This window comes from Microbulbifer sp. (genome assembly GCF_051659245.1).
Lineage (GTDB): Bacteria > Pseudomonadota > Gammaproteobacteria > Pseudomonadales > Cellvibrionaceae > Microbulbifer.
In genome coordinates this window covers 1-11,825 of sequence record NZ_JBOFOC010000161.1, presented here as the reverse complement: position 1 = coordinate 11,825, position 11,825 = coordinate 1, and the positions used below count along the sequence as shown (strand labels likewise).

General features: G+C 59.0%; 13 protein-coding genes. 5 read left to right on the top strand and 8 right to left on the bottom strand.

Translation table 11 applies throughout. The features are described 5' to 3' along the window. Positions 1 to 153 precede the first annotated feature (153 nt). On the top strand, positions 154 to 1,182 hold the full coding sequence (locus ACRC0P_RS15790; RefSeq protein ID WP_438632266.1) for a hypothetical protein: 1,029 nt from the start codon (positions 154 to 156) through the stop codon (positions 1,180 to 1,182). A 22-nt stretch (positions 1,183 to 1,204) separates the two neighbouring features. Next, the gene (locus ACRC0P_RS15785; RefSeq protein WP_438632265.1) at positions 1,205 to 1,537 is read left to right on the top strand and encodes a hypothetical protein; all 333 of its coding nucleotides are present in this window, start codon (positions 1,205 to 1,207) and stop codon (positions 1,535 to 1,537) included. A gap of 98 nt (positions 1,538 to 1,635) precedes the next feature. On the opposite strand, the gene ACRC0P_RS15780 is transcribed toward ACRC0P_RS15785, so the two are convergent. From ACRC0P_RS15780 to arsC, 5 genes are all read right to left on the bottom strand, one after another. Beyond that, positions 1,636 to 2,214 carry a hypothetical protein gene (locus ACRC0P_RS15780; protein ID WP_438632264.1) on the bottom strand — a complete coding sequence of 193 codons (579 nt, stop codon included), beginning with the start codon at positions 2,212 to 2,214 and terminating at the stop codon, positions 1,636 to 1,638. Beyond that, a complete protein-coding gene (gene sppA / locus ACRC0P_RS15775) occupies positions 2,204 to 4,063 on the bottom strand; it encodes a signal peptide peptidase SppA (RefSeq protein WP_438632263.1) in 1,860 nt (619 codons plus the stop codon). Before sppA ends, ACRC0P_RS15780 begins: the two co-directional genes overlap by 11 nt. 112 nt (positions 4,064 to 4,175) lie before the next feature. After that, positions 4,176 to 4,559 carry a DUF2069 domain-containing protein gene (locus ACRC0P_RS15770; RefSeq protein WP_438632262.1) on the bottom strand — a complete coding sequence of 128 codons (384 nt, stop codon included), beginning with the start codon at positions 4,557 to 4,559 and terminating at the stop codon, positions 4,176 to 4,178. Continuing rightward, entirely contained in the window at positions 4,556 to 5,170 is a 615-nt protein-coding gene (gene wrbA / locus ACRC0P_RS15765) for an NAD(P)H:quinone oxidoreductase (protein WP_438632261.1), read from the bottom strand. Before wrbA ends, ACRC0P_RS15770 begins: the two co-directional genes overlap by 4 nt. Then, entirely contained in the window at positions 5,170 to 5,514 is a 345-nt protein-coding gene (arsC, locus tag ACRC0P_RS15760; RefSeq protein WP_438632260.1) for an arsenate reductase (glutaredoxin), read from the bottom strand. The genes wrbA and arsC overlap by 1 nt, the downstream gene beginning before the upstream one ends. 449 nt (positions 5,515 to 5,963) lie before the next feature. On the opposite strand from arsC, the gene ACRC0P_RS15755 reads away from it, so the two are divergent. The 3 genes from ACRC0P_RS15755 to ACRC0P_RS15745 all read left to right on the top strand — a co-directional run bounded on the left by ACRC0P_RS15755 (position 5,964) and on the right by ACRC0P_RS15745 (position 9,304). Further along, complete coding sequence (locus ACRC0P_RS15755) at positions 5,964 to 7,334, top strand: YihY family inner membrane protein (RefSeq protein WP_438632259.1); 1,371 nt, start codon at positions 5,964 to 5,966, stop codon at positions 7,332 to 7,334. Next, positions 7,309 to 7,734 carry a TlpA family protein disulfide reductase gene (locus ACRC0P_RS15750; protein ID WP_438632258.1) on the top strand — a complete coding sequence of 142 codons (426 nt, stop codon included), beginning with the start codon at positions 7,309 to 7,311 and terminating at the stop codon, positions 7,732 to 7,734. Before ACRC0P_RS15755 ends, ACRC0P_RS15750 begins: the two co-directional genes overlap by 26 nt. Positions 7,735 to 7,939: 205 nt before the next feature. Continuing rightward, the gene (locus ACRC0P_RS15745; RefSeq protein WP_438632257.1) at positions 7,940 to 9,304 is read left to right on the top strand and encodes an L-cystine transporter; all 1,365 of its coding nucleotides are present in this window, start codon (positions 7,940 to 7,942) and stop codon (positions 9,302 to 9,304) included. Between the two features lie 183 nt (positions 9,305 to 9,487). Here the strand turns inward: ACRC0P_RS15745 and ACRC0P_RS15740 are convergent, their stop codons facing one another. The 3 genes from ACRC0P_RS15740 to ACRC0P_RS15730 form a co-directional block, all read right to left on the bottom strand. Further along, the gene (locus ACRC0P_RS15740) at positions 9,488 to 9,793 is read right to left on the bottom strand and encodes a hypothetical protein (protein WP_438632256.1); all 306 of its coding nucleotides are present in this window, start codon (positions 9,791 to 9,793) and stop codon (positions 9,488 to 9,490) included. A 136-nt stretch (positions 9,794 to 9,929) separates the two neighbouring features. Continuing rightward, on the bottom strand, positions 9,930 to 10,469 hold the full coding sequence (locus ACRC0P_RS15735; protein WP_438632255.1) for a hypothetical protein: 540 nt from the start codon (positions 10,467 to 10,469) through the stop codon (positions 9,930 to 9,932). Then, positions 10,469 to 11,020 carry a hypothetical protein gene (locus ACRC0P_RS15730; RefSeq protein ID WP_438632254.1) on the bottom strand — a complete coding sequence of 184 codons (552 nt, stop codon included), beginning with the start codon at positions 11,018 to 11,020 and terminating at the stop codon, positions 10,469 to 10,471. The genes ACRC0P_RS15735 and ACRC0P_RS15730 overlap by 1 nt, the downstream gene beginning before the upstream one ends. Positions 11,021 to 11,825 lie beyond the last annotated feature (805 nt).

The following is an 11,825-nucleotide window of genomic DNA, read 5'->3' as shown; positions in this document are numbered from 1 at the left end:
TTTTTGTGTGGTTTTGGCCCGCTCCTACAGGGGTGAGCAGTTACTTTTTGATTTCAATAACGTTTCAGACCGCATGAGGCATAGACTGGCTGTGAGCGCGGAAGAATGTGCCTGGTATAACCATAAATATATACAAACTCTAAGGAAGGTATTGTGAAAAAACTATCTATCACACTGCTTATATCCGTTTTGCTTGGTGGCTGTGAATCCACCCCGACTACACAGATCAGCCAGTTTGGTGCGACGGTTGATTCGCTGGCGGAGAGGATTGATGCCGTATACGGAGAGTATCGCAAATCCAGGAACGAGGAGACGATTTCCACTCTGGCGATGAGGCATCTGGGCCCCTTGTCCGCGGAGCAGAAAAGGCTGGGCCTGGTGACGGCTCCGCTGTCACAGAGGGACCTGAGTCAGGTGGTTACCTCTGCGGAGCGGGATTTGAAGAAGACCACTTTTATTTCCCAGGCGAACAAATACCTGGGGGTTTACGGCAAAGCGCTTTCACAACTTGCCGCCACCACCCCGAGATCCGAAATCGATTTGGCGTTCGCCGATTTCAATACCGCGCTGGGAGGGCTGAATAACAGCTACAGCGAGCTGAAGGGGGAGGCGCTGTTTGAACAGGAGGATGCGGCGAGAAACCTGCGTTACAGCGCAATGCTGGCCAGTCTCTACATCGATAAGAAACGCAAAGATGCGCTGAAGGAGCTGGTCCTGGATGCGGACCCCTATATCCAGGTTATTTGCGATGAAATAGATAGCGCACTGGATTCCAGCCCTATGGCCGTAGGGATCCAGGCTTTCAGGAAGGCAATACTGGCCAATGAAATGGAGGCATTTAACTTCCATCCCCACCGGGAGGCTTCCGCGGAATGGCGCCGGGCGGAAATCCGCCGCTTTCTCGAGCTGCAGGAGTCGGCGAGTTACTCCAAGTTGCTGGTGCAGCAGGCCCAGAAGAGTGTGCGGGCGATCAAAAAATCCCACGCCGTACTGGCCGGCAAGCTGCAGCGGGACAAATTCAGTACCGAGCAGGTTGCCTATCTGATTGGCGAATTGCGCGAACTCGATTCGCACTACGACGATTACGAGGAGCTGTTGGCGAACTGCCGGGATCTGGCCATGGATGACAACGGCTTACTCGAATGCCAGGACGTGAAATCTTCAACGGAATCTCAACAATAAAGAAAGGGAATGGAGGCGAAAAATGTCACAACAACTAATAACGGAATTGAACCTGGCCTGCGATGAAATAAACCATTTGATCGTTATTACTCCCGATGCCGGAGTACGCGCAGGCCTCCAGGAAAAGCGCAGTGAACTGTTACAGCTCCTGGACGATGAGATCATGCAACAGGTCAGTGAAAGCTCTCAGGAATTCAGCGATGCACTGTCTGCATTGCGCGAGTCGACCAGCCGTGCGCAGGAGGCCAGGCGGGAGCTGGAGGAAGATGCGGCCAAGATTGAAAAGGCCGCTGAGACGGTGGAGAAGGTTGCGGATGTTCTGGCCAAATTAGGCCAGGTGGTTACCCTGGTATAAACCCTCCCGCGGGGTAACTACTCACCCCGACAGTCCCCTCTCCCCCTTTTAGGGAGAGGGGGAGCCGGTCAGCGCCCCCCCCGGCCCGTGGGATAAAACTATTGTTCCAGCGAGTTCAGCAGCTTGTGCGCACAGCGGGCGTGCAGGAACAGCAGGATACCGGCGGTGGCCAGGTAGGCCGGGAGCCAGCCGGCATAGCCCTGCAAATAGAGGATGGCCGAGGGAAATACCACCACCAGCAGGTAAAAGATACCCCAAAAGATGCGGGCCACGGGGGAGTGATGGAGCCGAAACCAGGCCGGCCAGCCGCCGGCGATATGGAAGAGTTCCGTTTCGCCGCCGGCGGCGCGGTTCAGTACCCGTTCCAGTTCGCGCATACGCGCCAGGTGAAAGAAGAATATCGACTGCTTGAACAGGTCGAAGAACATCACCAGTGCAATCACCAGTAACAGTACCAGGAAGCCAACCGGAGTTACCGGCTGCTGCAGGCGGCTGTCCAGTTCGAGCAGGCGCGCGAGCGGGTCCCAGGCCAGCAGGCTGCCGATGGCGCCGAACAGACGGATATCCCCCAGGGCGTGCTGGATATAGTCGTTGCAGGTGGTGTTGAGCCGGACGTACTCCCGGTAGACCCTGTCCAGGGCGGCTTCGTCCGGCTCTGTGGTGTCGTCAGGGTGCACGGCAGACCAGGCAGCGCACGTAGAGCGCGCGCGGATCGCGGTATTCGCGCAGTTCGGCAATCGGCGCCAGCACCGGTTGCAGGGTATTCAGCCAGGCGCCCAGGGGCAGGTTGGCCTCGATGCTGGCGGAGATGCGCGCGTCGACATTCTCCGCCAGGGCGCGCAGGAGTTTCTCGCCGGGGGTGAGTTCGCGCCGGATTTCCACCAACTGGTAATCCTCCACTTCCGCCAGCTGCGCGGCGCCGGCGACGGCGTCGTTGAGGTTGCCCAGTTCGTCCACCAGCCCAAGCTGTTGCGCGGCGCGACCGGTCCACACCTGGCCCTGGGCGATCTTGTGGACTTCTTCCGGCGTGCTGCCGCGGGCCTCGGCGACGATGCGCAGGAAGCGCGCGTAGGTGTTCTCCACCCCCTGCTGCAGCACATTGGCGGCGGCGGGTGGGAGCGGGCGGTCGAAGCGCATGGTGCCGGCCAGGTCGGAGGTGCCGACACCGTCGTTGTAGATGCCCAGGGATTCCAGGGAGTCCTCGAAGGTGGGGAAGGCGCCGAAGACGCCGATGGAGCCGGTGATGGTTGAGGGGGAGGCCCAGATGCGGTCGCCGCCGGTGGCAATCCAGTAGCCGCCGGAGGCGGCCACGCTGCCCATGGAGATCACCACCGGAATATCCTCGGCGCGGGTGGCGAGCAGTTCCTGGCGGATGGCTTCCGAAGCGAAGGCGGAGCCGCCGCCGCTGTCGATGCGTAGCACCAGGGCTTTGACTTTATTTTCCCGTGCCTTGCGGATCAGCTGGCCCAGGCTCTCGCTGCCGATCTGGCCCACCGGTGCCTCGCCGTCGACGATAGTGCCGCTGGCGGAGATCAAGCCAACCTGTGGGGCTTCCGACGTTGGGATATGGAGGAGTTTCTGGTTGCGCAGGTAGGCGCCGGCGTCGATGGATTTGTAGCTCTGCTTGTCGTCGTTGGCGCCGATGGTTTCCTTGAGTTCCTCGATGGCGGCGCGGCGGCTGGCCAACTGGTCGACAAATTTATACGCCAGGGCGGCCTCGGCCCAGCTGCCGTCGTGTTCTTTCAGGTTCTGCGGCAACTGCTCGATAAAGATGTCCACGGCCTCCGGCGGCAGGTTGCGCAGGCCGGTGACCTGTTCCGTGTATTCACCCCAGAGTTCGTGCAGCCAGCGCTGGTTGTTCTCGCGGGAGGCGGGGGACATGTCGTCGCGGGTGTAGGGCTCGATAAAGTCCTTGTAGTCGCCCACGCGGAAGACGTGGAAATTGATTTTCAGCTTGTCCAGGGCGCTTTTGAAGTAGTTGCGGTAGGCGCCGAAACCGGTGAGCAGCACCGAGCCCATGGGGTTGAGGTAGACTTTGTCGGCGTGGCTGGCGAGGAAATACTGGGCCTGGGTGTAATTGTCGCCGACCGCGTAAATGGGCTTGTCCGCAGCCTTGAAGCGCTGCAGCGCCCCGCCCACTTCCTCCAGTTTGCTCAGGCTGGCGCCCACCAGGCTGTCCAGTTCCAGCACCAGGGAGGAGATGCGCTTGTCCTTGGTGGCGTTGTCGATAGCATCCACCAGGTCCTTGACCCGGGTTTCCGCGGGTGCCTGGGGGCCGCCGAAGAACGCCGGCAGACTGGAGGGCTGGGAGAGTTCGTCCACCAGGTAACCGCTCGGCGCCACGCGCAGGGCGGCGCCCTGGGGGATCACCAGTTGCTCGTCTTTGCCGAAGATGAGAACGCCGATAAACAGCAACAGCAGCAGGAACAACAGGTTGGTGAGCACCCGGCGAAGCCAGGTGATGGCCCCGCCGATGGCGCCAAAAAATCTGCGGGTAAATCCTTTGTGATGGGTTGCTTCAGTCAAACCTCGGTGCTCCTTGTGCAGGGTCTACATTCGCTTTTCAAACAGCTATCAACCCTTCGGGCCAATAGCGCGGCACAGAGATGTGCCGCCGCCGGTCACAGGCCGGCGGCGATCAAACAGATCGGGAATGATCTGTTTGATCGCGAGGTAAAGAGAGCATTCGCTGCCAGCGGCTGGTCATCATCGCGGAGATAAACAGGGTAAAGCTTAACAGCAATAGTACGCCATCCTGCCAGCCGCGCCCGGGCATCATTACGTCGACAATACTGGCGGTGATATACAGCAGGAGGATAAAGCAGAGCCACAGGTAGCTGCGATAGTGCCCTTTCAGCAGCCCGGGCAGTACCAGCAGCAGGGGCAGTGTCTGCAGTATCCACCACTTGACCGAGCCGCCGGGCAGGAACAGGTTCCACACCACAAACAATAGCAGCAGGCCCAGGTAGCAGATCCAGTTCAGGTATCTGGCGAATTGCAGTTTGCGTTTCAGGGGGTTCACATCCGGCTCCGCAATTGGCTGGCAAGGGTACCGATGCGCGCACCCAGGGCGCGGCACAGGGACTGCTCTTCGGTGCTCAGTTCACCACCGCTGCGGCTCGCCCAGTGGGAGGCCCCGTAGGGGGTGCCTCCGCTTTTCGTATGCATCAGGTCCGCCTCGGAGTAGGGGATGCCGGCGATCAACATGCCGTGGTGCAGCAGCGGCAGCATCATGGAGATGAGGGTGCTTTCCTGGCCGCCGTGCAGGCTGCCGGTGGAGGTGAACACCGCGGCGGGTTTGCCCGCCAGGCTGCCGTCCAGCCACATGTCGCCGGTCTGGTCGAGGAAGTGTCGCAGCGGCGCGGCCATATTGCCAAAACGGGTGGGGCTGCCCAGCAGCAGGCCGGCGCAGTTGCGCAGCTCCTCTGCGGTGCAGTAGGGTGCGCCCTCATCGGGAACCGGTGGCAGGCTGGCCTCGGTATCCGGGGAGACCCGCGGTACCGTGCGCAGGCGCGCGGCGATACCGGAGGATTCCACCCCGCGAGCCAGCTCCGCGGCCATCCTCGCGGTGGCGCCGTTGCGGCTGTAATAGAGGATAAGAACGTAGGCTTCCGCATGCTCCGCCGGGGACATCAGAGCAGCTCCAGCACGTTTTCCGGCGGCCGGCCGAGCACTGCCCTGTCGCCTCTGACCACGATGGGGCGCTGGATCAGCCTGGGGTGTTGGGCCATGGCGTCGAGCAGTTGCTCCTCGCCCAGTCCGGGGTCCTTGAGTTGCAGGGCCTTGTATTCGTCCTCACCAGTGCGCAGCAGGTCGCGGGCGGGGATGTCGAGTTTTTGCAGCAGACTGGCGAGGGTCTTCCTGTCCGGCGGCGTCTCCAGGTAGAGTACTACCTCCGGATCGATACCTTTCTCCTGCAGCAGTTGCAGGGTCTGACGGGATTTTGAACAGCGGGGGTTGTGATAAATCGTCCACATTGAGGCGGTATCCTGCTAAGGTTTGGCGTATTCTAACCGAGTGTGCCGACTCTTACTAAGAGCCTGCGCCTCTCGGCCTGTAAGCGAGGTCAGTGGCGGCCCTGCTGCCGGTGGCCGTTTGTTCCACAGCCTGATCGGCAAATGTTTCACAAACGGCCACCGGCATCAGGGCCTTCGCATTTAAGCAGGGCCAGTGGCGACCCGGCGGCCGTTGGTTCCACAGCCTGACCGGCAAATGTTTCACAAACGTCACCGGCATCAGGGGCTTCGCATTTAAGCAAGGCCAGTGGCGACCCCGCTGCCGGCGGCCGTTTGTTCCACAGCCTGATCGGCAAATGTTTCACAAACGGCCACCGGCATCAGGGTCTTCGCATCAGGTTTTGGTATTCTTATCGGTCCTGGCGCGAGCAGTGCGCCTGTACGTCCAATTAACGGAAAAATGAAAAATAATGACGGAATCCATTCATCGCTGGCGACGCTTCCTCACCTCCCTGTGGACGCTGTTCAACGAAAAGAACTGCCGCCAGCACGCCGCCGCGCTTACTTACATGACCCTGTTCGCCATAGTGCCGCTGGTCACCGTGAGCTATGCCATGCTGTCGCTGTTTCCGGATTTCGCCGGGTTGGAGAGCCGGCTGCAGGCGCAGATATTCGAGCACTTCGTGCCGGAGAGCGGGCGCGAGGTGCAGGAGTATATCAGCAACTTCTCCACCCAGGCCCAGCGACTTACCGGCGTTGGCGTCGCTATCCTGCTGATAACCGCGGGGCTGATGCTGCGCAATATCGAGGTGACCTTCAACTCCATCTGGGATATTCCCCGGGGCCGGCGCGGGGTTTCCAGCTTCCTGCTCTACTGGGCCATCCTCAGTATGGGCCCGATTCTGTTGGGCGCGGGACTGGCTGCTTCCACCTATCTGTTTTCGCAAAAAATATTTTCGCCGGAGGACGATAGCCTGGGCGTGATGCCCATTGTGCTGGGAGTGCTGCCGTGGATATTTACCGCCACCGCCTTTACCCTGCTGTTCGTCGCCGTGCCCAACTGCCGCGTGCCGTTGCGCCACGGTCTGGTGGGTGGGGTGATCACCGCTTTTGCTTTTGAGGCGGCGAAGAATCTGTTTGGGGTTATGGTCGCGCGCAGTTCGGTGCAGGCGGTTTACGGTGCATTTGCCTTTGTGCCGCTGTTTCTGATCTGGGTTTACCTGATGTGGATGATCGTGCTGGCGGGCTGTGTGCTGGTGCGCACCCTGTCCGCGTACCATGCGGCGGCCCAGGGCCGGAAATATTCCGATGTGGTGGCCACACTGATACTGCTGTGGGAATTCTTCAAGAAATACCAGGAGGGGCAGCCGCTGCGCGACCAGGATATTTCCCGCGCCGCGATCAAACCCTCCCAGTGGCGGCGTATCCGGCAGATACTGCAGGACAGGAAAATGATCACGCAGACGGAGCGCAACGATTACGTACTGTCGCGGGACCTGGATTCCACTTCGCTGATGGAGTTGGTGGAATGGTTGAACCCGGCGCTGGCGTCCCTGCACAACCATCGGGAACTGCACGGCCAGCCCTGGTACCGGGAGGTGGAGAAGCGCTTCGCCGAGTCGCAGGAGTTTGCCAGCGAACGCCTGGCGCTGGATCTCGGGGAGCTGTTTCGCACGGCACTGGATAAAGAGGCGCTGGATAAAGAGAACGAGCCGGAACAGAATTTCGGGCGCGAGACGAAAACGAAAAAGATGGGTGGAAAAGGCAGTGGCAAGGGGAAGTCTGACGGGGGTTCTGAAGGTGGCCTTGCTGTGGTTGACCGCCGCAACAAGCGGGTGTGATTCCGGTGCGGAGCCGCTGGCGGACATCGACGGTAACAAGATAGAGACCGATGGCCGGGTGCTGTTGGTGAACTACTGGGCCGAATGGTGCGCGCCCTGTCGCGAGGAGATTCCCGAACTCAACCGCTTCGCCCGCGAGGCGGAGGGGGTACTGGTGCTGGGAGTCAATTACGACCAGCCGCCCGCGGAGGCCACCCGTAAGCAGATGAAAAAACTCGGCATCGAATTCCCGGTGCTGTCCGCCGACCCGGCGGCCCGCTGGGAACAGGCGCGTCCGACCGTGTTGCCCAGCACCTTTGTAATCGGCGTCGATGGCCACTGGCGGGCGACCCTGGTCGGACCGCAGACGGAGGAGAGTCTCCACGCGGCGGTGGCCTCCCTGTCGGCGGAGGGCGGGTGAAGGCCCTGGCTCTAATGGCGCTGACTTAAGCGCAAATGGCCTTATTTGTAGGGTGGATAAGCGAAGCGCATCCACCGTTACAAGGCCTGGGGCGGCGGATGCGCTTCGCTTATCCGCCCTACGGCAGCCGGAAACCGCTTAAGTCAGTGCCATTCGGCCCTGGCTCTCCAGACTCACTGATACGATTTTCCCGGGCGCGCACCTTATGCAACTCAGTTCGTTTTCCCTGCTGCTGTTCTTTGCCGCACTCCTGTGGCCGCTGTTTCGCTGGCACCGTCGGCACGAGAGGCTGGCGCCGGCGGTGTTTGCCGGGCTTTTGCTCGGCGTGGCCTTCGGTGGCCTGTTGCAACTGGCGCGGCGCTGGGGCGCCGATCCCGCCGAAGTGCTGCCGTGGATCGGGGTGTTGGGGGATGGCTATGTGAATCTGCTGCACCTGCTGGTGATGCCACTGGTGCTGATCTCCATCCTCGGCGCGGTGGTCAGGGTGAGCAACACCCAGGCCCTGGGCAAGATCAGCGTGTCGGTGCTGGCGGTGCTATTGGGCACCACCGCGGTGGCGGCGCTCGTTGGCGTGCTGATGGCGCAGCTGTTCGGCCTTTCCGCAACCGGCTTGGTGGAGGGCGCGCGGGAGGCGGCGCGGGTGGAAATGCTCAGCCAGCGCATGGGCCAGGTGAGCGGTCTGTCAATTCCCGAAATCCTGATTTCCTTTGTTCCCAGAAATATTTTCTCCGACCTGGCGGGCAGCCGCGATACCTCGGTGATTGCCGTAGTGGTGTTTGCGGTGCTACTCGGCCTGGCGGCGCTGGGCGTGCGCCGGGAGCACCCGGAAGAGGGGGCGCAGATCGAGAATTTTGTGCATTTGGCCCAGGTCTGGGTGATGAAACTGGTGCGCCTGGTGATGGCCTTTACCCCCTACGGGGTGATGGCGCTGGTGGCGGCGCTGATCGCAAAATCCAGCTGGGCGGATATCTTCAACCTGTTCAGTTTTGTATTGGCCTCCTTTGCCGCCATTGCGTTGATGTTCGTGGTGCACGGCCTGTTGTTACTGGTGAACGGTATCAGTCCGCTGCACTATTTCACCAAGGTGTGGCCGGTGCTGGTGTTCGCCTTCAGCTCCCGTTCCAGCGCGGCGACCATTCCCCTCAACGTGGAGACCCAGATCGACGAACTGCGCAATTCGCCGGCGATCGCCAACTTCTCCGCCTCCTTCGGCGCCACCATCGGCCAGAACGGCTGCGCCGGTATCTACCCGGCCATGCTGGCAGTGATGGTGGCGGTGCCCATGGGGATCGACGTACTCGATCCCGTCTGGCTCGCCACCCTGGTAGCGGTGGTGGTGATCAGCTCCTTCGGCATCGCCGGAGTTGGCGGCGGGGCCACTTTCGCCGCGCTGGTGGTGCTGCCGGCCATGGGACTGCCGGTGACCATCGCCGCGCTGTTGATCTCGGTGGAACCGCTGATCGATATGGCGCGCACCGCGCTGAACGTCAACGGGGCCATGACTGCGGGTACATTGACGCAGCGATGGTTGGGTGTCGAACTTGATGTGCCGGAAGGACAGGGCGCGTAGCATACGGTTGGCCTGGTAGCTCAGCGGGGGGAAGACGTCGGCTTGATTTTTACAGGCTCGGAAATAACTTCCATAGTCAACTTATAACTTTCTGGGCCCATATTTTCCCTTTGTCTTATAGTTGAGCATAACGCCCACAGCCGTCCCGCGGAGGCCCGAAGGGTAGCATACTGCCTGTGATCGTTATGCATTGGCGACAAGATGGGCTAGATATATTGCCACAAAAATTAGCGGCACCCACAAAACAGGAGACCAATAAACTGGCACAGGCCTAGCTTTTCCCAGATTACGTCTTATTGACTCCCACCAAGGGAAAAATGCCATCAGAATCACGAATGTTGCAATACTAGCAAGCACCGAAAATATGGCAATGTAGGTAGCAGTACTACTTTGCTCACCACCAATGAACTCTGCAAAATATTGCCCTGCGCCAACTCCAAGCGGAATTAATGCGTAATTTCCAGACTTTTTAACAAATTCCTTTTTCATTTCTTACCACGATGGTTTGAGATGCATGGCGCCCGCGTAAAGCGCACGAGGTACCACGAGGTACGAGCGTCGCCTTTCACGCGCTTGTTCAACCAATTGGATAAGATCGCGGCTTCGCGCGATCTATCCTTATTCGTTAATTGGATACCTCAATGTACCACTTGGGCTTGATACGCCCGAAATCCCGGCGGATGTTTGATTTCAGTGCCTTTTTGGAATCCAGCACCTTTGCCTCGCCGTCTTCCCTGACAAACACAACCCAATGCCAGAATGGTTTGCCCTGCTCCATACGCCATTTAATAGCTATGAGGGCCCTGTCAGGAAGGCGCTCCCATGAATCGAATGGTGTTTCTTTGGCCGACACCGAGATGCCGAATTCCCGCAAAAGTTTCCGGACGTGCTCTGTCTCCGACCAGAGCGCCGTATCTGCGGCGTAAATACCCAGAGCATTTGCTTTTCGCTTGGCCTCAGCATAACTGACGCCTGCTAGAGCAGCGCTTGCAGCAATACCACAACCGGTTGTTTCTTCCTGGACGACTGGTTCCATGTCTCTACCAATTAACGCCTGAGCTAAGCGGCGGCCCACGCTGTTTTTGCGCGAAGCGCATAGCGTGGGCCGTCCGGCCCAGGCGTCAGCCTGGGCGTACTGGAGCGAATTGTTATGATTCTGGGCCACTAAGCCTCCGCCAACGCCTTAAGCTTTGCCAGAAAATTGTCTTTGAATGTCGCCTTCCGTTGACTGGCAAACTCGGCAGATTCCCTAGTGACCCTCTGAGAATTTTCTTTATCTTCAAACCAATTGTAAATTCTACTCATAAATATGGAAACAATGGTTTTTCCATTAGATTCTGTGATAGAAACCATTGCAACGCCTTGGGACTGCTCTCCCTTCTCCATACTAGGTAGATTGGCTAGTAGAATCATTTTCTGAGGGATGACCTTTACAACCTCGATGTAAAAGTCGCCATACAAATGGACCTTCTTGCCTTCTGAGACATCCTTAATCTCAGAATTACCACCAGCCATCCAAGGCATCCACTTACCCATCTCAACTACGTGTGGCCAAACTTCATCAGCAGGCCTATTTATAACCGTTTCAAAGTGATCCACGTAGTAGTATGAGTCACCTAAACTCGTTTCCAGCTCGTTAATTTGAGCAAGAGATGAGAGAGAAATAAGGCCTAAGCCAATGAAGCCCACTATTTTCCAAAGAATATTGTTATTCATTATATTTCCTTATTTTTAAAAATTTAAGCGCCGAGTAGCCGGGAGCCGTTACCGACTCCAAGCTCTCTAAGAGCCGTACGTGCGGGTTTCCTCGCATACGGCTCAAGCCCCTCAAAGGCTCTGGCTGAACCCGGTGATTTGACTCGTTATCAATTCTGTCTTGCACCATACGACGCCAAGAGGCATCCTGCAATATGGTGAGTCTCTGCGGTACATGGACTTCGTTGTAACGTTCTCGCCAAACCACCTTCGCGATACGCAACTGCAGCCGGTAGACATGGCAACGGGCTGTCTCGATGGCCATTGCTGGCCTATCGGTCTGGCTCGCCGTTCCCGCTGGGGGCGCACCGGCACTAGAACGCGGCCTGTCCGTCTCCGGGTGCTCCACGTACGCCGTCATTTGCTTTCCCCCACAAAACTGGTTCTCCAGCCTCTCTCGCGATGAGGCTCCAGCTGGACGTCTGCTCGCTTTCGCGCCGGGCAAAGTTGGAACCCGTATCCGTTCCATTACAGAACGGCCTTCGCTTCTTCCAGCCTCCTACACCCGCACCGCAATCGGCTCGCCTCACGACTCGCTTTCCGGTCACCCGGTACGATACGGGGTTATCGTGTTCCGTATAAATCTCCGGATAGGTTAGGCCCTGCCCGTCCCCCGGTGGAGCAACATCTGCGTGGCGGGACGTTAAAAGCCCGCCAGCCTGTCCACGCACCTTTTGGTTAAAGCCTGTCAGCACCTTAGGCTTCTTGCGCATAACGGGAGTGCAGCAGTTCACCTGGGTTGGCCATACTATCCATTCCTAGCCCC